16 protein-coding genes are annotated in these 17,802 nt (G+C 64.6%); 9 read left to right on the top strand and 7 right to left on the bottom strand.

Annotated elements, in window-relative coordinates; all coding sequences use genetic code 11:
- Positions 1-149 precede the first annotated feature (149 nt).
- Positions 150-2,975, top strand: a complete 2,826-nt coding sequence (locus AB7008_RS35135) for an ATP-binding protein (protein ID WP_441260277.1) — start codon at positions 150-152, stop codon at positions 2,973-2,975.
- Between the two features lie 72 nt (positions 2,976-3,047).
- Here AB7008_RS35135 and AB7008_RS35130 read toward each other — a convergent pair whose 3' ends face one another.
- Positions 3,048-3,461: a putative quinol monooxygenase gene (locus AB7008_RS35130; RefSeq protein WP_441260276.1), complete on the bottom strand. Its 414-nt coding sequence runs from the start codon at positions 3,459-3,461 to the stop codon at positions 3,048-3,050.
- A gap of 72 nt (positions 3,462-3,533) precedes the next feature.
- Positions 3,534-4,373, bottom strand: coding sequence for a VOC family protein (locus AB7008_RS35125; protein ID WP_304490751.1), 840 nt, complete (start codon positions 4,371-4,373; stop codon positions 3,534-3,536).
- Positions 4,374-4,576: 203 nt separating this feature from the next.
- On the opposite strand from AB7008_RS35125, the gene AB7008_RS35120 reads away from it, so the two are divergent.
- The 3 genes from AB7008_RS35120 to AB7008_RS35110 all read left to right on the top strand — a co-directional run bounded on the left by AB7008_RS35120 (position 4,577) and on the right by AB7008_RS35110 (position 8,157).
- Entirely contained in the window at positions 4,577-6,040 is a 1,464-nt protein-coding gene (locus AB7008_RS35120) for a GH1 family beta-glucosidase (protein WP_441260275.1), read from the top strand.
- A gap of 225 nt (positions 6,041-6,265) precedes the next feature.
- Positions 6,266-7,498, top strand: a complete 1,233-nt coding sequence (locus tag AB7008_RS35115; protein ID WP_041960713.1) for an acetyl-CoA C-acetyltransferase — start codon at positions 6,266-6,268, stop codon at positions 7,496-7,498.
- Positions 7,499-7,854: 356 nt separating this feature from the next.
- Positions 7,855-8,157: an HU family DNA-binding protein gene (locus AB7008_RS35110; protein WP_014493658.1), complete on the top strand. Its 303-nt coding sequence runs from the start codon at positions 7,855-7,857 to the stop codon at positions 8,155-8,157.
- Between the two features lie 72 nt (positions 8,158-8,229).
- Here the strand turns inward: AB7008_RS35110 and AB7008_RS35105 are convergent, their stop codons facing one another.
- From AB7008_RS35105 to AB7008_RS35090, 4 genes are all read right to left on the bottom strand, one after another.
- Positions 8,230-8,385 carry a hypothetical protein gene (locus AB7008_RS35105; protein ID WP_187387991.1) on the bottom strand — a complete coding sequence of 52 codons (156 nt, stop codon included), beginning with the start codon at positions 8,383-8,385 and terminating at the stop codon, positions 8,230-8,232.
- Positions 8,386-8,390: 5 nt separating this feature from the next.
- Complete coding sequence (gene lon / locus AB7008_RS35100) at positions 8,391-10,784, bottom strand: endopeptidase La (RefSeq protein ID WP_441260274.1); 2,394 nt, start codon at positions 10,782-10,784, stop codon at positions 8,391-8,393.
- An 8-nt stretch (positions 10,785-10,792) separates the two neighbouring features.
- A complete protein-coding gene (locus AB7008_RS35095) occupies positions 10,793-11,176 on the bottom strand; it encodes an Hsp20/alpha crystallin family protein (RefSeq protein WP_014493661.1) in 384 nt (127 codons plus the stop codon).
- 188 nt (positions 11,177-11,364) lie between these two features.
- Entirely contained in the window at positions 11,365-11,934 is a 570-nt protein-coding gene (locus tag AB7008_RS35090) for a YciE/YciF ferroxidase family protein (protein WP_248879015.1), read from the bottom strand.
- A gap of 145 nt (positions 11,935-12,079) precedes the next feature.
- Here AB7008_RS35090 and AB7008_RS35085 point away from each other — a divergent pair, with 145 nt between their 5' ends.
- The 4 genes from AB7008_RS35085 to AB7008_RS35070 all read left to right on the top strand — a co-directional run bounded on the left by AB7008_RS35085 (position 12,080) and on the right by AB7008_RS35070 (position 16,373).
- Positions 12,080-12,706, top strand: a complete 627-nt coding sequence (locus tag AB7008_RS35085) for a MarC family protein (RefSeq protein WP_441260273.1) — start codon at positions 12,080-12,082, stop codon at positions 12,704-12,706.
- A 177-nt stretch (positions 12,707-12,883) separates the two neighbouring features.
- Positions 12,884-13,531 (top strand): L-fuculose-phosphate aldolase, encoded by a 648-nt coding sequence (locus tag AB7008_RS35080; RefSeq protein ID WP_441260272.1) that lies wholly within the window; start codon positions 12,884-12,886, stop codon positions 13,529-13,531.
- Between the two features lie 13 nt (positions 13,532-13,544).
- Positions 13,545-15,332: a chloride channel protein gene (locus AB7008_RS35075; RefSeq protein WP_028156689.1), complete on the top strand. Its 1,788-nt coding sequence runs from the start codon at positions 13,545-13,547 to the stop codon at positions 15,330-15,332.
- Between the two features lie 45 nt (positions 15,333-15,377).
- Entirely contained in the window at positions 15,378-16,373 is a 996-nt protein-coding gene (locus AB7008_RS35070) for a hypothetical protein (RefSeq protein WP_441260271.1), read from the top strand.
- Positions 16,374-16,444: 71 nt separating this feature from the next.
- On the opposite strand, the gene AB7008_RS35065 is transcribed toward AB7008_RS35070, so the two are convergent.
- Positions 16,445-16,702, bottom strand: coding sequence for a DUF2798 domain-containing protein (locus tag AB7008_RS35065; RefSeq protein ID WP_014493668.1), 258 nt, complete (start codon positions 16,700-16,702; stop codon positions 16,445-16,447).
- 305 nt (positions 16,703-17,007) lie between these two features.
- On the opposite strand from AB7008_RS35065, the gene AB7008_RS35060 reads away from it, so the two are divergent.
- Positions 17,008-17,397 carry a hypothetical protein gene (locus AB7008_RS35060; RefSeq protein ID WP_304490747.1) on the top strand — a complete coding sequence of 130 codons (390 nt, stop codon included), beginning with the start codon at positions 17,008-17,010 and terminating at the stop codon, positions 17,395-17,397.
- Positions 17,398-17,802 lie beyond the last annotated feature (405 nt).

Raw genomic sequence — 17,802 nt, 5'->3', positions numbered from 1 at the left:
CCGATCCAATTTGCCAGGGTCCGGATCGACCGCGTCCTGTGCCTGCGACACCTTGTCGAGTTGCTGTGGCCGCAAGGTCGGCGATCGCGCGACGCCTCTGCAGAACGGCCGACCGGTCGACCATCGCTGCGCTGAGGGCTGAACAGGCAATGTCGGGTCCGGAAGTTACATTTGGACCATTTCGTTTCAGCCTGGCCAGACGCCTGCTGTTGCACGGTGAGACGCCCGTCAGGATTGGCTCGCGCGCGGCGGCGATCCTGGGTGCTCTCCTGGAAGCTCCGGGTGAGCTCGTCTCGAGGTCTGAGCTCTACGATCGGGCATGGCCCGGGAGGATCGTGACCGAGGCCAATCTGAAGGTTCAGATCTCCGGCCTGAGAAAAGCTCTTCGTGAATACGGCGACCTGATCCGCGCAGAGGCATCGTTCGGATACCGCTTCGTCGGGGAGACCAGCGTCTATCGCGCACCGAAGCGCCGATGCCGGGCGCCGGGCGCGACAAGCAGGCCGATTGGCCGCGGTGCGGTGATCGGCAACATCAGGGAGCTGCTGCAGAACAAGCGGCTCGTCACGGTCCTGGGGCCCGGTGGAATCGGCAAGACGACGGTGGCGCTTGCCGTGGCGAGCGAGCTCGAAGCGGCCTATGCCGACGGTGTCTGCCTTGTCGAGCTCGACCGCATCACTGACGGCAGTCAGGTCTATGCGGCGGTTACCGGCGCGCTTGATCTGCCGGTTCAGGTCGCCGCAAGTCTCGATCAGGTCTTGCTGGCCCTCCACGGCCGACACCTGCTGCTGGTCCTGGATTCCTGCGAGCATGTCACCGAGAATGTCGCGCTTCTCGTTGAAGCCGTGCTCAGCGATACAAGCGACGTCCACATTCTGGTGACGACCCGCGAAACCATGCGGATCGAAGGCGAGCTGGTCTGGCGTCTCGATCCGCTCGAAACACCGCCGTCGTCTGTTCTGGTGACAGCGGAGAACCTTCAGGATTATTCATCGGCCCAGCTGTTCACGCGAACCGTCTGCCAGAGACTTCCGGGCTTCGAGGTCGACGATACCGTCGCAGCAGCGATCGCGGAGATTTGCCGGCATCTCGATGGAATGCCCCTGGCTATCGAGCTCGCGGCTTCGATGGTCGACGTCCTCGGCGTCGACGAGGTTCGCCGCGGGCTTGACGAACGGTTCTCCCTGCTCTGGGTCGATCGCCGGACCGCGATTCCGCGTCATCGCTCGCTCGCGGCCACGATCGACTGGAGCTACAATCTGCTTCCCGAAAGGGAGCGGGTGGTGCTCGGGCGTCTTTCCATTTTTGCCGGGCCGTTCACGCTCGATGCTGCGATTGCGGTTGCCAGCGATGACGATCTGGACATGGCAAGTGTCCGCGAAGCGGTGGCCGCATTGGCGGGCAAGTCGTTTTTGAGCCTCGATCATCGGGCCACGCTGCTGGAGTATCGCCTGCTGGAGACCACGCGGGCCTACGCCAGCAGGGCATCGGGCGCGGCAGGCGATCGGCAAAGGGTGCACGAGCGCCACGCGCGCTATTTCCTCGACGTGCTGGAACGGAGGGATTGGGACGCCTGCGATTCCGTCGCGGACAGTGCGCTGCTGCGTGGTTACATCGACGAGGTTCGCGTCGCTCTCGATTGGGCGTTTTCCGTCAACCCCGGCCTCGGGATCGCGCTGGTTCTTGCAGCCGAGCGTCTATGGCTCGAGTTCACGTCGCTCGCGCGAGGCGTTCCTCATCTGGAGCTGGCGTTGCGCTTCGCCGACAGCAGTCCCGATGTCGGGCCCGTCGTGAGATCTCGCGTGCTGGTCGCGCTCGCGGCGGCGCAGGTCTATGTGCCGGGTCTCGAGGGTGCGAGCCTCTACGAACACGCCTGGCGGGCAGCGCAAATCGCGCGCAACGATCTCCTGGAGATGCGCGCGCTCTACGGAATCATTCAGAACATGCTCCTGACCAGACGTCCCGCCTCGCCCTACATCGATGCGTTCGCAGCGGTATGCAGGAGATCGAACGATGCCGTGATGTCGCGGCTTCTGCTGCGCTGGTCCGCCTTCCAGGCTTTTGAGGCCTCCGACATGAAGTTGGCGCACCAGAAGTTCGAGGCGTTCCTGGACGACCGAACGGTGATCCCGCGAAGGGTTTCGCTTTATTTTGGCGGTATCGACTCGATCATCTCCTGCAAGGTCGGGCTCGGGCTCGCCAAATTTTATCTGGGCTATTCCGATCAGGCGCGGTCTCTGCTGGCTTCGACCGTCAGCCAGGCGGAAAGCCAGGGCCACGTGACAACCCTGTATTTCGTGCTCGCCCAGGGCGCTATCTGGGCTCACCTTGCATCCGGCGATTTTCAACGCGTCAGGCCATATTTGCGGAAGCTCGAGGCTGTTTCCAGCCTCTATCGTCCATGGCGCGTTCTGGTCGATGTCTTTCAGGCTCTTCTGATCCGCGAGGAAGCCCGTGACCTCGAAGCGGCAGAGCGGAGCCTGACCCGTAGTCTGCAGGACGGATTCATCCTGAAGACAGGGACGCTTCATCCGATCCTGTGGGTTGAACTTGCGGAGACGCGACGCTTGTTAGGTGATCTGGATGGAGCGGAGGCCGCGGCAAAGCAGGCGATGACGCAATGCCTCGGCGACCGGGATGGCCGGTTCATTGGACGATACAACCCCGTCCTCGCAAGGATCCTGATGGCGCGCAATCGGCCGGGCGATCTGGATGCCGCGAGAAACCTGTTCGTGGGCGCGATCGAATTGATGCGCTCGCAGGGCATCTATTTCCATGAATGCGATGCCAGCGTCGGTCTCGCCGAACTGGAACTGGTCGCCGGACGACCGGCGGTCGCGCATGCCGTCCTCGGCGAATTGCTGGGACGTCTCGGCGACCGGGAGCACGTTCCCGGGCTGGCCCGGGCGCGGGAAATTCTTGACGAGACCAGAGGGGAGGCGATCGCGCGGCGGCAGATCGCCCGCTTGTCCTGATCACTAGAGCATGATCCGGAAAAGTGCGAAGCGGTTTTCCGGAAAGATCGTGCGACGGCCTCCGGGCGGAGTTCAACCGCCGCCATGGCCAAGGATTTCCAGCCGCCTGACCACGACGCCACCTTCCGCCAGTTCGGGAAGCCGGCCGAACCACTGCTGGACATAGGGCATGGCGTTGTGGGCCTCGAAGTCGTCGCGGGTTGCGAAGATCTCATAGAAGATGAAGCGTCCCGGTGTCTCGCGATCTTCCTGGAAGAAGTAGACGAGGTTCTTTGGATCGCTACGGACACGCGCGACGAGCGGCAGCGTTGCTTCGCGAAGCGCGCGTTCCTTGCCCGGCTTGGCTCGCACTTCGGCGACAACCGAATAGGCACCGTCGGGAATGGCGCGATAGCGAACGCCGTCGCGCTCCTGTGCGGCGGCGGGCGCCGCGCCGCCGAGTAAAGCAGCGGCGAGGGCCAGGATCATTCGTGTTCGTGACGTCATGGGGATCATCCTCCGGTACGCGCGCATGCGTCTTGCAGGGCAGGGGCTCACAGGAACAGGCGTCGTGCCGCTCTACCCCCGCTGCTGGCGGGTGGCGAGCGCGTCACTGAAGCGTTTCTTGACCGGCCCCAGGGCCTTGACGAATTCAAGCTGTTCTCCCTCGGGACCCTTGCAGTAGATCAGCTCCCAGCCCTCCGAGAGGCCCTGCGTGATGCGATTGGTGTTCGCCTCGATCGGGGCGGCGCGGCGTTGCTGCTCGGACGTCACGGTGATCACACGATTGGCCCGCACCTGCGTCATGCCGCGGCGCGCCGATTCCGCTTCGAGGTCATGGATGAACTTGTTGAAGTCGACGTCATCCCTCACGTAGAAACAGATGTGCATGGAGCGTGGAAACGCCGGGCTCATGTGATCGCGAGGCTCTGCGAAGCTGTCGCCGCTGCCCGACGGCTGACCGGCGTCGCGATATTGCAGAAGCTCGATCACGACGTTGTCGAACTGGACAAAGCGCACGTCGAGGCGTTGGGTGCCGCCCCTGAGATCGGGAACCCCGATCGTGCGCGGGTTGACGTGACGCTCGCGCGCTTCGATTTCCTGATCGGTCAAGAGCGTATTGTGGATCGGTTCACCCTGGAAGTCGCCGTCGCGGAAAATCTCGGTGCCACCGAGCACTTCGGTGTAGAACTCGAAGGCGCGATTCATGTTTTGCACGGTCACGCCGAAATGCTGAACGCCTTGCAACCGCGCGCCGAGCGGCGCGGAATCGCGCGCAGCCGAAGCGGGACGGGGAGCGCCTTGGGCATTCGCAACCGAAGGGTTGGTCGCCGCCATTCCCGCCAGCATGGCTCCGGCCGTGAGAAGAACATCCCGGCGTCCGATGCCGGTCGTCTCGAGGTCTGTCTCTTCGCTCATCTTCCGTCTCCATCGCTTGATCGACATGGCGCGACGTAAAACTTGCTGGAGAACGGAGAGCTTTGCAGGTTAATTGAGGTAAATTCTGCCGTGGGTCGGTGTGCCGCAATTTTGCATCCGCAAATCCCGACCTCACGCCTTCTCAAACCGCCTGCGACGCGCCATTGTGCCGCAGCATCAGCATCACCTTTGGAGCAGCATCAATGTCGGACAAGGTCTCGCGTCGCCAGTTTGCCAAGCTGGCGGGATTGTCCGCAGCCGGGATCGCAAATCCGTTGGAGGCCGCCGAGACCAAGCCGGCACCGGCGCCGCGAGGCATGGACAGCTTTCCGGCGGGCTTTGTCTGGGGCACGGCGACCTCGTCCTATCAGGTCGAGGGTGCGGTCGACGTCGACGGGCGGGGGACTTCGATCTGGGACAAGTTCGTGCGCATCCCCGGCAAGATCGAGGACGGCACCACCGGCGATCGCGCCGTTGAGCATTATCACCGCTACAAGGAGGACATCGCGCTCATCAAGGAGCTCGGCTGCAAGGCCTACCGCTTCTCGGTGGCATGGCCGCGGGTGTTTCCGGACGGCGACGGCAAGCCGAACCCGAAGGGGCTGGACTTCTACAATCGGCTGATTGACGAGCTGCTGAAGAACGGCATCGAGCCGTGGCTGACGCTTTACCACTGGGACCTGCCGCAATCGCTCCAGGATCGCTTCGGCGGCTGGCGCTCGACCGAGACCTGCAAGATCTTTGGCGACTATGCGGGCTATGTCGCCGAGCGCCTGACCGATCGCGTCAAGAACGTGTTCACGCTGAACGAGAGCGGACGTTTCGTCCAGTTCGGCTATGGCCTCGGCATCGACGCGCCGGGCGTGACGCTGCCGCAAGCGGAGGTCAACCAGGTCAGGCATAACAGCGCGCTCGCGCACGGGCTCGCAGTGCAGGCGGTGCGGGCGCACGGCCGCCGCGGCACCAGGGTCGGGCCGGCCGAGAATATCGACGTCTGCGTTCCCGCCATCGACACGCCCGAGCATGTCCGCGCGGCCGAGATCGCGCTGCGCGAGATGAACGCCGGCTATCTCAACGTCATCATGACCGGCCGGTATACCGACGCCTTCCTGAAATACGCGGGCGCCGATGCGCCGAAATACACCGAGGCCGAGCTGAAGATCATCTCCTCGCCGGTCGACTTCCTCGGCCTCAATATCTACGCGCCGCAGAACTACGTGGTGCCCTCCGACCAGGGTGCGGGCTTCATGCCGCTGCCGATCCCGAAATCGTTCCCGCACATGAACTCGAACTGGCTCCGCGTCGCGCCGGAGACGATCTACTGGGTGCCGAAGCTGGCCGCAAAGATCTGGAAGACGGATGCGATCTACATCAGCGAGAACGGCACCTCCGGCGACGACGTGGTGACGCCCGACGGCAAGATCTACGACACCGATCGCATCATGTACCTGCGCAACTATCTCGCCCAGCTCCAGCGTGCCACCGCCGAGGGCGTGCCGGTGCGCGGCTACTTCCTCTGGAGCCTGCTGGACAATTTCGAATGGGTGTTCGGGCTCAACAAGCGTTTCGGGCTCTATCACGTCAATTTCGACACGCAGGTGCGCACGCCGAAGCTCAGCGCGACCTTCTACCGCAATGTGATCGCGAAGAACGCGGCGGGGGCGTGATCGCTTCCATCTAGTACAGGTCGTCATGCCCGGGCTTGTCCCGGGCATCCACGTTCTTCCCGCCGTGTGGCAACGCGTGGATGGCCGGGACAAGCCCGGCCATGACGTCGCGGAGGCTTTCGCGCAGCGGAAAATCCGGGTGAGAGGCGCACACGTCCCGCATTGACTCCACTCTTCCCGTTATTCAAAACCGTCCTCAACACTCATAACAAGAGGACAACGCCAATGGCTGACGCGCTGATCATCGATGCCTGCCGGACCCCGCGGGGCGTCGGCAAGGCCGGCAAGGGAGCACTCTCGGGCATTCATCCGCAGCAGCTCGGTGCGACCGTGCTGCGCGCGCTCGCCGATCGCACCGGCATCGACACCGCCGATGTCGACGACATCGTCTGGGGCTGCAGCGCGCAGGTCGCGACCCAAAGCGGCGACCTCGGCCGCATGTCGGCGCTCGATGCCGGCTACGACGTGCGCGCCAGCGCGGTGACGCTGGATCGTTTTTGCGGCTCCGGCATCACCAGCGTCAACATGGCGGCGGCCTCGATCATGTCGGGCACCGAAGACCTCGTCATCGCCGGTGGCTGCGAGATGATGTCGATGGAAGGACGCCGCGGCGGCGGTCCGATGATGATGGATTCCGGCAATCTGCGCCTGCGTGCGCGGCATCCGCAGTCGCATCAGGGCGTCTGCGCCGACGCGATCGCGACGCTGGAAGGCATCACGCGAAGCGACGTCGACGCGCTCGGTCTCGAAAGCCAGAAGCGCGCAGCGCAAGCGATTGCCGGCGGCCACTTCAAGAAGAGCCTCGTGCCCGTGCATCGCGAGGACGGCAGCCTCGCGCTCGACCATGAAGAGTATCCGCGGCCGCAGACCACGATGGAAGGGCTGAGCGCATTGAAGCCCGCATTCCCCGCGATCGCCGACTATGCGCTCGACGACAAGGGCACGACCTATCGCGGCCTCATCCTGCAGAAATATCCGGACCTGAACATCGACTTCATGCATCACGCCGGCAATTCGTCCGGCGTGGTCGACGGCGCCGCGGCGATCCTGCTCGCGTCGCCCGCCTATGCCAGCGCGCACGGCCTGAAGCCGCGCGCTCGCGTCGTCGCGATGGCCAACATGGGGGACTCGCCGACCCTGATGCTGAACGCGCCGGTGCCGGCGACGCGCAAGGTGCTGGCGAAGGCGGGGCTCTCGATCGACGACATCGACCTGTTCGAGATCAACGAGGCGTTTGCGGTGGTGGCGGAAAAGTACATCCGCGACCTCAAGCTCGACCGCGCCAAGGTCAACGTCAATGGCGGCTCGATCGCCCTCGGCCATCCCATCGGCGCCACCGGCTCGATCCTGATCGGCACCGTGCTCGACGAGCTCGAACGGCGAGACCTGAAGCGCGGTCTCGTCACCATGTGCGCCGCCGGCGGCATGGCTCCCGCGGTCATCATCGAGCGTATCTAGCGCGAGCGAAGCTCGTCGCGCCCCTGTAAGAACAGGGTGAGAGAGTAGCTGAGACGCCGCAACACGACGATCTAGCCTTATTTTTCAGGGTGAATCGCGACCGGCCTTTCACAAAGAGGCCGGTCGTCGCTTGTCGAAAGCAGCGAATCAGCTTTAGCAAGGCGACGTGCGGGCCTTTGAAACAAGGCAAAAACCGCTGCCGGAGGCTCCTTCCGCTCTGGAAGCCGCTGAAAAGCAGGGGTTTTTGCCACAGGGGGCCAAAAAAGCCCGTAAAATCGCGACAAAACTGTGCAGAAGGCTCTCGGCCTTCAACGGTTGGTCTAATATGCAACCGGCAACGAATCAGAGGAGACACGATGCCAACCCAAATGTCCAAATCGCAGCTGATCGAAAAGATTGCGACCGCCACCGAGCTTTCCAAGCGTGACGTCAAGAGCGTCATGGAGACGCTGACCGACGTCGGTCACAAGGAGCTCAAGAAGAACGGCCTGTTCCTGGTGCCGGGCTTCGCCAAGTTCGTGGTCATCAAGAAGCCCGCGACCAAGGCGCGCAAGGGTACCAACCCGTTCACGGGTGAAGAGATGATGTTCAAGGCCAAGCCGGCCCGGAAGATCGTCCGCGCCCGCCCGGTCAAGGCCGCCAAGGACGCGGTGGGCTAACAACGCAAAGGCCCCCTCGGCTAGGAGGGGGCCTTTTGTTTGGGGCTGCCGCGAGGGCTTGAGACGGAGGGCTCAACCCTTGCGGCGCTTCACCCGGACCGGAACGGGTTGAAGCCGCGGCCCAGGGGCCGCCAGCGCATCGCGAACCCGGTCGATCGCACGGTCGAGCAGCTGACGCAGCCGCTGCGTCTTCCGCGATCGCCTGGCTTTTTCCAGCAGTTTCTTCATCGCCTTCACTCCGCCGCTTCGACCTTGGCATCGGCCGGCTCGAGCGCTGCGGCGATGGCCTCGTCGACGCGTTCCAGCCAGATGAATTCGAGGTTGTCCCGCGCGCTCTTCGGGATGTCGTCGTAGTCCCGCTTGTTGCGCGCCGGCAGCATCACCCGCTTCAACCCGGCAGCGGCCGCAGCCACCACCTTCTCCTTGATGCCGCCGACCGGCAGCACCAGACCGCGCAGCGAGATCTCGCCGGTCATCGCCGTGTCGCTGCGCACCGTGCGATTGGTGAGCAGGGACGTCAACGCCGTGAACATCGCAACGCCCGCGCTCGGTCCGTCCTTCGGGGTTGCGCCCGCCGGCACGTGAACGTGGATGTCGTTCTTCTCGAACACCGACGGATCGATGCCGAGCTGCGTGGCCTTGCTCTTCACCAGCGTCATCGCAGCCTGCACGCTCTCGCGCATGACGTCGCCGAGCTGGCCGGTCAGGATCATGCCGCCCCGGCCGGGCACGCGCGAGGCCTCGATGAACAGGATGTCACCGCCAACCGGCGTCCAGGCAAGGCCGGTGGCCACGCCCGGAATGCTGGTGCGCTGCGCTATCTCGCCCTCGAAGCGCGGCTGGCCGAGCACGATGCCGATGTCCTTCGGGCTCACCACGACCTTGGCAGCCGTGCCCTCGGCGATCTGCACCGCGGCATGGCGGAACAGCTTGCCGATCTCGCGCTCGAGGTTACGCACGCCGGCTTCGCGGGTGTAGCCCTTGACGACCAGCTTCAACGCCTCCGGCTCGATCTCGGCCTGCTCGGCCGTCAGGCCGTTGGCCTCGAGCTGACGCCGCACCAGGTAGCGGCGCGCGATCTCCAGCTTCTCCTCCTCGGTGTAGCCGGCGAGGCTGATCAGCTCCATGCGATCCAGCAGCGGACCCGGAATCTGGTCCAGCATGTTGGCGGTCGCGATGAACACCACGCGCGATAGGTCGAACGGCACGGCCAGGTAGTTGTCCCGGAACGTCCCGTTCTGCTCGGGGTCGAGCACCTCCAGCATGGCGGCCGAGGGATCGCCCTGCACGCCACGGCCCATCTTGTCGATCTCGTCCAGCATCATGACGCAGTTCCGCGTGCCGGCCTTCTTGATGCCCTGGATGATGTTGCCGGGCAGCGCGCCGATATAGGTGCGCCGGTGGCCGCGGATCTCGGCCTCGTCATGCACGCCGCCGAGGCTGACGCGCACGAACGGGCGATCCATTGCGCGTGCGATGGATTGGCCGAGCGAGGTCTTGCCGACGCCGGGCGGCCCGACGAAGCACAGGATCGGCGCCTTGCCCTGCGGAGCGAGCTTGCGCACCGCCAGATATTCGATGATCCGACCCTTGATCTTCTCCAGGCCAAAGTGATCAGCGTCGAGGATGCGGCGTGCTTCCTTGATGTCGATCGGCTTCTCCGCGGGCAGCGCCCACGGCAGCTCGATCAGCCAGTCGAGATAGGTGCGGACCATGCCGGACTCACCGGCAGCCTCCGGCATGCGCTCGTAGCGGCGCAGCTCCTTCTTGGCGTGCGCCTCCGCTTCCGGCGGCATGTTGGCCTTGGCGATGGCAGCCGTCAGCTCGGCGACCTCGGCCGCCTTGCCGTCGCCTTCGCCGAGCTGGCGCTGGATGGTCGCCATCTGCTCGCGCAGGATCGCCTCGCGCTGCCGCTCGTCGAAAGAGGCCTTGGTCTTCTGGCCGATCTCGTTGGAGATGCGCAGCACCTCCAGCCGCTCGGCCAGATGCTTCGACACCTTCTCGACGCGCAGGGCGAGGTCGATGGTCTCCAGCACCTCCTGCTTGTCCTGGGGCTTGATGTCCATGAACGAGGTCGCCAGGTCGGCCAGCGCGCCGGGCGCGGTGGTGCTCTGGAACATCGCGACCAGCTCGGGGGGCGCCTGCGGCAGCAGCTCGACCGCCTCGATGGCCTGGCGCTGCAGGTTCAGCGCGCGCGCCTCGATCTCGGGCGAGCTCGTGGTCGGCTCGGGGATCTGCTGGAAACGCGCGGCCAGGAACGGCGTCCCCGGCAGGAAGTCGAGGATGCGGGCGCGCTGCACGCCCTGGCAGACAATGTGATGCGTGCCGTCGGGCGCGGTGATGTAGCGCACGATGTTGGCGATGGTCGCAACCCGGTAGAGATCATCCGGCCCGGGCTCCTCGATCTCGGGGCTGCGCTGCAGGACGATGCCGACCGGCCGCTGCTCGCGCAGCGCCTGCTGCGCGGCGGCGATGGACTTCGCCCGGCCGATCGCGATCGGCGCGATGGCGCCGGGAAACAGCACCATCTCGCGCACCGGGATGACGATCAGCGCGTCTTCGGGAATCTTCACGTCGGGATTACTCTGGGAATTGGTTTGTGCGGTATTCATCTGTTCGGTGGCCATGATCGACCTCAGGATTTGGCGAGGCGCAGCGCGACGCAGCCGTCCATCACGAAGCGGCTGATGGCGTAGCGGCCGACGGGAAGCGCGATGCGCCGCTCGAAGCGGCCCTGCGGCAGCTCGAGCCGGTGGATGCGGGCGTTGCGAAGCTCCGGCGGAAGCGTGCGCTGGCCGGAGATGACGAGCACGCCGTCGAGGATCACCGTCTCGACGTTGTCGGGATTGACGCCGGGAAGCGCGACCAGGATCAAAAGCTCATGCTCGGTCTCGAGCACGTCGATCGGCGGCTCCCAGCAGGCTTCCTGGCGGCCGAACTGCTGCCGCAGCCGTTCGGCGCGGGTCAGCGAGTCCAGGGCTTCGGACAGCATCCAGTCGAGGGGATTTTTGGGTTGCATGGCAAAAACTCGGGGAAGGCGCTGCGGTTGGAAAACGAGCATATGGGGACGGTTCCCCAAAATTCCAGCATCGCGCGTTTGGAGCATGCCTGGCCTCTCCAACCGGAAAAGGCCCTTGCAGTCGCACGCTTCGACGCCGCGGGGATATTCCGCGGCATCGAAGGCAACAGTTGGGCGCGTCGCGCCGATCAGGCCGCGGCGCGGTACTCCTCTTCCGCTTCGAGGTTGATGACCGAGGTCGCGAGCTCGGTCAGCGTGTGATCGGTCGCCTCTTCCTCGTCCAGCGTCTCCTGGAGCAGCCTTGCGGCGTCCGGCATGCCGAGCTCCTCGGCCCAGGTGCGGAGCGTGCCGTAACGGGAGATCTCGTAGTGCTCGACGGCCTGAGCGGCCGCGAGCAGGCCGGCGTCGAGGGCAGGGGCGTTCTTGAAATCCTTCATGATCTCGGCACCCTCGTCGGTGATGCCGTTGATCGCTTCGCAGGGCTTGCCGCGGGCCGGCTTGCCCAGCATCTTGAAGATCTGGTCGAGCCGTTTGACCTGGCCCTGCGTCTCGCGCAGATGCTTGCTGAAGGCGGCGGCAAGGTCCTTGGAATGCGCGGCCTTGGCCATCTTGGGCAGCGTCTTGATGATCTTGTTCTCGGCGAAATAAATGTCCTTCAGCGTCTCCAGGAACAGGTCGCTCAACATCTTCGGTGCCTGACGCGGACGGTGCGCCGCGGTCTTTTTCGCGTTCGCGCGTTTCTTTGCTCGTTTAGCCATGAATCCTCCTCTTGAGGCGACACGGGAAGGGCGATGCCCTCCTCAATCCTCGCGCGACCAAGACTCTGCGAAGGCAAATGTTCCTCGCGAAGGCCTCCTCCAGCGGTTATGGATTGCGGCTGCACCTCGCGCGAGACCCTCCCGCATGCTCGACTTCGCCCTGTCCGCCTTCGTGACGCTGCTGCTGGTGGTCGATCCCGTCGGCCTTGCGCCGGCCTTCCTCGCCGCGACCGGAGGCATACCCGACAAGGTCAAGCGCACGATCGCGCTGCGCGCGCCGCTGATCGCGGCTTCGATCCTGGTGGTGATCTCGCTGGCCGGAAACTGGCTGTTGCGCCAGCTCGGGATCGGCATCCCCGCCTTCCAGATCGCCGGCGGACTGCTGCTGTTCGGCGTGTCCTACCAGATGATCTTCGGCGACCGTCCGCATCGCGAGGCGCGCGAGGCCGACAAGGCCACCTCGGAGCATGCCTCCGACGTCGCGGTGTTTCCCTTGGCCATCCCGATGATGGCCGGTCCCGGCGCGATCGCGACCACGCTGCTGCTGACGGGCAATGCCGGCTATGGGGCCAAGCTCGCGATCATCATCGCGGTCGTCGTCTCCGTCTGCCTGCTCTGCATGGTGTGCTTCGTCTCCGCGAGCCTGATCGCGCGCACCCTCGGGCGCACCGGAAATGCCGTGCTCTCGCGCGTGCTCGGCATGCTGCTCGCAGCCTATTCGGTGCAGTTCGTGATCAACGGGGTCGCGGCCGTCCGGGCGAGCCTGCCCTAGGGTTTGCCTTGGACCTGCGGAAATCTGCTAAATTATTGATTTCAAGTGATATTTAGTGGCCTGGCGGGGCTGCCGGCAAGGCGGTAGCTGATCCGGGTCGCTTTCGCTTGCACTGCCACATTGCTTTGACGTACTCCCGGTCTAACAAACGCCCATCGCCAAGAAGTCGAGATATCGATGACAGCGGACGAGCTCGACAAGAGACAGGCCATAATCGACGCTTGCCGCCGCATGAACGCGCTCGGCATCAACCAGGGCACGTCAGGGAATATCAGCGTCCGGCATGCAGACGGGCTTCTGGTCACCCCGACCAGCGTGCCGTATGACGCCATGACGCCCGACCAGATCGTGTTCATGGCGATGGACGGCTCGCATGCCCCCGGTCAGAAGCCCTCCAGTGAATGGCGCTTCCACCGCGACATCCTGAAATCGCGGCCCGACGTCAACGCCGTCGTCCACGCCCATCCGACCTATTGCACCATCCTGGCGATCATGGGCATGGAGATTCCGCCCGTGCACTACATGATCGCAGCCGCCGGCGGTGACAGTATCCGTTGCGCGCCCTATGCCACCTTCGGAACGGCGGAGCTGTCCGAGCATGCGCTGCGGGCGCTGGCGGGCCGGCTCGCCTGCCTGCTCGACCATCACGGCATGATCGCGGTCGGCAAGACGCTGGACAAGGCGATGTGGCTCGCCGTCGAGGTCGAGACGCTGGCGCGGCAGTATCACGGCTGCCTCCAGATCGGAAAACCGCCGCTGCTCCCCAGCGACGAGATCGAACGGGTCCGCCAGCGCATGGCCGGCTACGGCATGTCGGAAGGGTAGGGCGGGCAAAAAGGTGTTCGCGCGGATCAGACACATCGCCGATCGCAAGGGATCGAACCGCGTCATGGTTCGTCTGCGCGCGCTCTTGCGCAGCAACGAGTTCTACCTGATCCCGCTGGCGCTTGTGATCGGCACGTTTACCGGCGCCATCGTGACGCTGATGGCCGAGATCGCGCAGATTGCCCATATGGTGATCTACGGCATTCCCGTCGATGTTCGCCTATCCGCCCACGCCCGGGTCAGCCCCTGGGCGGCCCTGATCGCGCCCGCGCTCGGCGGACTGGCGCTCGGTATCATGGAATGGTGGCGGCGGCGGCTGAAGATCTCCAACGCGGTCGACCCGATCGAGGCGAACGCGCTACGCGGCGGCAATCTGTCGATGCGCGACAGCATGGTCGTGTCGAGCCAGACGCTGATCTCGAACGGCTGCGGCGCCTCGGTCGGCCTCGAGGCCGGCTACACCCAGATCGGCTCGGGCATCGCCTCACTGCTCGGCAAGTTCTTCAATCTGCGCCGCAACGATTTGCGCCTGATCGTCGGTTGCGGCGCAGCCGCTGCGATCGCAGCGGCGTTTGGCGCGCCGATCACCGGTGCCTTCTATGCCTGCGAGCTGATCGTCGGCGTCTATTCGGTCGGCAGCGCCGCGCCGATCCTGGCGGCCTCGCTTGCTGGCGCGCTGACCGCGCAATGGCTCGGCGGTGCGCCTTACTCTATCGAAATACCGAAGGTCAGCGCGGTCGGCGTCGAGCAATATCTGGCGTTGATCGGGCTTGCGCTCATTACCAGCGGCGTCGGCATCGCGGTGATGCGGTCGTCTTCGATGTTCGAGCGCCTGTTTGTCTGGCTGCCAGTCTGGCTGCGCCCGGTGATCGGCGGCCTTATCGTCGGCAGCTTCGCCATCGTCACGCCGCAGGTGCTCGCGGCCGGCCACGGCGCCATGGTGCTCGATCTCTTTCACGACATGACGATCGGCCTGATCGCGCTGATCATCGCCTTGAAGGTGACGGCCTGCCTGATCTCGCTCGCCTCGGGCTTCCGCGGCGGACTGTTCTTCGCCTCGCTGTTCGTCGGCAGCCTGATCGGAAAATTCTTTGCCGCGTTGCTGTTGCTGATCAGTCCGAGTTTCGTGATCGACCCGCTGGTGGCGATGCTGACGGGCATGGCGACGCTCGGCGTCGCCATTGTCGGCGGTCCCCTGACCATGTCGTTCCTCGTGCTCGAGATGACCCGCAATGTCGACGTTACCGCCGTGGTGCTGGCAGGCTGCATCGTCACCTCGATCTGCGTCCGCTTCATGTTCGGTCATTCCTTCTCGACCTGGCGCCTGCATCTGCGCGGCGAGACCATCCGCAGCGCCAACGACGTCGGCTGGCTGCGCAACCTCACGGTCGAGCGGCTGATGCGCTCCGACGTCGGCAAGGTGCCGTCGACCACGACGATCGCCGCCGTGCGCAGTGAATTCGCACTGGGCTCGCGGCCCGGCATCGTCATCGTCAACAATGCCGACGAATATGTCGGCCTCGTCCTGCTGCCCGACCTGTTCTCCAGCGATCTCGACACCATCGCCGACGACATCCAGGTGATCGAGCTCGCCCGCTTGACAGAAATCGTGCTGATCCCGGAAATGAACGTGAAGTCGGCGATGGCCGTGTTCGACGAGGCGGAAGCCGAGATGCTGGCGGTGGTCGATTCCACCGATAGCCGCAAGGTGGTCGGCTTCCTCACCGAGACCTTTGCCCGCCGCCGCTATGTCGAGGAGATCGACAAGGCCACGCGCGGCGTGCTCGGGGCGCTGTCGTAAGGGTCCGCGGCCTCGGGGTCGAGAGAGGTATTGGGGGAGGGGGCCATGGCCCCCGAAGTCGTCCGGCCTCCGAATTTCCTTGAAGGCGTCTTGCTTTGGACAAAGCGCGTCGGCGATGATCAGGGCAAGCAGATGCGACGGACGCCTTTGGGCGACATTGGGCTGGGAAGGGGAGCGCCAATGAACTCCGTGACGACACCGATCGAGCCGCGTTATGCGCCGTCCGCGCGCATGGACGAAGAGCTCACGCATACCTTCGAGAAAATCAAGAGCGTGGATGAAGAGATCGCGCGCGCCAGCGAGCAGCTTGCCCGGCTGGAGCGCGATGCCGTGCGCAGTCGCCCGCGGCGCGGCGGGACGGCGCTGCGCGGCTTCGTCGGTCTGGGGCTGGCTGCGGGGATTGGCATCGCTGCCTTTGTCTCGCAATCATCCCACGGTGATACGGTCAGGCAGATGATCGCCGGTTGGGCGCCGCTGCACGCTGCGACGTCGTCGCAGTTGCAAGCAGAGCCGGCGCGCGAAGCTGAGACGAGCCCGACTGCTCAATTGGCCGAGGCATCGCCGCAACCGGCATCCGCCGCCGAAGCCATACCAGAGGTAGCCGCGCCAACCGGCAGCACGCTCCCGCCGGAGTTGACCGAATTGCTGCAGAAGCTGGCGAGCGATCTCGCAAACGTGCAGCAAGGCATCGATCAGCTCACGGCGAGCCAGGCGCAATTGAAAGCGAACCAGGAGCAAATGTCGCTCGACAATCTCAGGCTTGCCGATGAGTTGAAGGCAGGCCAGGAACAAATGGCGCGGCTCGTCGCCAAGATGCCTGGAGACAAGGCGTCTGAAAACAAGACGCCGGATAACAACAAGCCCGAGATCGCCGGGAAAACGACCGGCCGGTCGAACGCGGGGCAGAAGACGAGCGCAGCACCCGTGCCTGCGCCACGTCCGGCTGCGGCCCAGACGCGCAAGCCGGCGCCGGCAACGTCGTCACCGCATGCCGCGGTGCGACGGCCGCCTCCGGTTCAACTGCAATCAGCGCGGCAATAGCGCGATCGATATGGGCCCGTAGTCGCGGCCGCATTCACGACAACGATCGCTTGCGCCGCCGTCCGCGCCTTCTATCGGCCTGGTTGAGATGGAGAAGCGACGACGCACGCCACGATCCGTCGGACCAGTGGCAGCACCATCAGCAGCGTGGGAAAGGCGACGAGCCATGACAGCGCCCAGGCGCCCGGCCAGGTCGCGAGGAACGCCGGCGTCGCGCCGAGGCTCCGGAGCGTCGAAATGACCGACACCACGGCCGTCATGAGGATGGACAGCACGAATGGCATCACGATCGGCGCATAGCGCGCCGGCAGTTTGCGAACCGCAATCATCTGGTTTCTCTTGAAGAAAAGGACGCGTCAGTCACGTTGAACCTGCGAAAATGGCATCGATCCCGACGGCGTCGGTTGATGCGTTGGTTCACGTGAAACGCTTACGGCGACCGAAAAACGGCGCGGCTGTTCATTATCCGCTCACGTTCAGTGGTTCAAGCTGGATCTGGTCGTTCGGTTTACAATCGTTCCAAGCGTGGCAGATTGCCGCGATCACGAAACTTCTCAGTGATTTGCACGTTGTGGACCGTTTCATATTTTGACTTTGCATATTTTGACCTTGAACGAGAACAAAGGACGCCGAGATGAGCGACAGGCCCGCAAATTCCAGGTTTGGCCGCAACACCGCGCTGGCTGCGTTTGCGAGTCTGGCAATGGCGACAGCTTCCGTCTCGCCCTCGTCTGCGGCGCCGGCCGGTGCGCCGTCCGTCAGTGCGAACTCTCCGACGTCAAGCAGATCGGCAGCGACCGATTTCAGCGCCGCTCGCCGCCACCGCTACTATCGTCGGGGTCCAAATGCGGCGGGGCTTGCCTTCATGGGCGTAGCGGCGGGTCTGATCGGAGGCGCGATCGCAGAGAGCCGGCGCCAAGAGTACTACGAGAATTATTACGGCCCGGGTCCTTACTATGGTGGTCAGGGATATTATGGCGGCGGTCCCTATTACGGTCCGCGTGGCTACTATCAGCCCTATTAGGCGCCTGTTCTCGCCGTAGCCCGGGTTGCGCGGAGCCGGTTATCGTGCGGCGTTTCGCGCCGACCCGTTGGCTCCATCCGGGCGACGGGGCTCTCGTTGCCCGACGGGCAAAACACCCGAGAGGGCGTCAAGCCGCGCGCGCGAAAATATTCTGCTTTACCGAAATTCGGAAACGGCGTATGTGTCGCCCATCCCGGCTCACCCTTGAGGGGCGATCATGTGTCGTCACGATACGCGAGCCGGGCTTGCGGTGGACGCGGTAGCGTCGGGCGCGAGAGGTCAGGGGCAGGGCGGATTGCTCTCCGTGAGCCCAAGACTTCGTGCCGGATGAGCGGCGCTGCTAGGCTTCGTCTCGTCTGCAAGTTTCCGGCTCCGTCGACAGGGCTGGGAAAACTGCGGCGAAAT

The organism is Bradyrhizobium sp. 521_C7_N1_3, from assembly GCF_052075975.1.
In the GTDB taxonomy this organism is placed as follows: domain Bacteria; phylum Pseudomonadota; class Alphaproteobacteria; order Rhizobiales; family Xanthobacteraceae; genus Bradyrhizobium; species Bradyrhizobium japonicum.
Note: the sequence above shows the minus strand (reverse complement) of the source record. Positions and strands in the feature narration are given on the sequence as shown.

Bases quoted from the DNA above. Each gene is read 5' to 3' on its own strand.
- AB7008_RS35060 (WP_304490747.1), top strand. From the start codon at position 17,008: ATGAGCGACAGGCCCGCAAATTCCAGGTTTGGCCGCAACACCGCGCTG.
- AB7008_RS35085 (WP_441260273.1), top strand. From the start codon at position 12,080: ATGCTCGACTTCGCCCTGTCCGCCTTCGTGACGCTGCTGCTGGTGGTC.
- AB7008_RS35095 (WP_014493661.1), bottom strand. From the start codon at position 11,176: ATGCAACCCAAAAATCCCCTCGACTGGATGCTGTCCGAAGCCCTGGAC.
- AB7008_RS35080 (WP_441260272.1), top strand. From the start codon at position 12,884: ATGACAGCGGACGAGCTCGACAAGAGACAGGCCATAATCGACGCTTGC.
- AB7008_RS35110 (WP_014493658.1), top strand. From the start codon at position 7,855: ATGCCAACCCAAATGTCCAAATCGCAGCTGATCGAAAAGATTGCGACC.
- AB7008_RS35070 (WP_441260271.1), top strand. From the start codon at position 15,378: ATGGCCCCCGAAGTCGTCCGGCCTCCGAATTTCCTTGAAGGCGTCTTG.
- AB7008_RS35125 (WP_304490751.1), bottom strand. From the start codon at position 4,373: ATGAGCGAAGAGACAGACCTCGAGACGACCGGCATCGGACGCCGGGAT.
- AB7008_RS35090 (WP_248879015.1), bottom strand. From the start codon at position 11,934: ATGGCTAAACGAGCAAAGAAACGCGCGAACGCGAAAAAGACCGCGGCG.
- AB7008_RS35065 (WP_014493668.1), bottom strand. From the start codon at position 16,702: ATGATTGCGGTTCGCAAACTGCCGGCGCGCTATGCGCCGATCGTGATG.
- lon (WP_441260274.1), bottom strand. From the start codon at position 10,784: ATGGCCACCGAACAGATGAATACCGCACAAACCAATTCCCAGAGTAAT.
- AB7008_RS35135 (WP_441260277.1), top strand. From the start codon at position 150: ATGTCGGGTCCGGAAGTTACATTTGGACCATTTCGTTTCAGCCTGGCC.
- AB7008_RS35115 (WP_041960713.1), top strand. From the start codon at position 6,266: ATGGCTGACGCGCTGATCATCGATGCCTGCCGGACCCCGCGGGGCGTC.
- AB7008_RS35130 (WP_441260276.1), bottom strand. From the start codon at position 3,461: ATGACGTCACGAACACGAATGATCCTGGCCCTCGCCGCTGCTTTACTC.
- AB7008_RS35105 (WP_187387991.1), bottom strand. From the start codon at position 8,385: ATGAAGAAACTGCTGGAAAAAGCCAGGCGATCGCGGAAGACGCAGCGG.
- AB7008_RS35120 (WP_441260275.1), top strand. From the start codon at position 4,577: ATGTCGGACAAGGTCTCGCGTCGCCAGTTTGCCAAGCTGGCGGGATTG.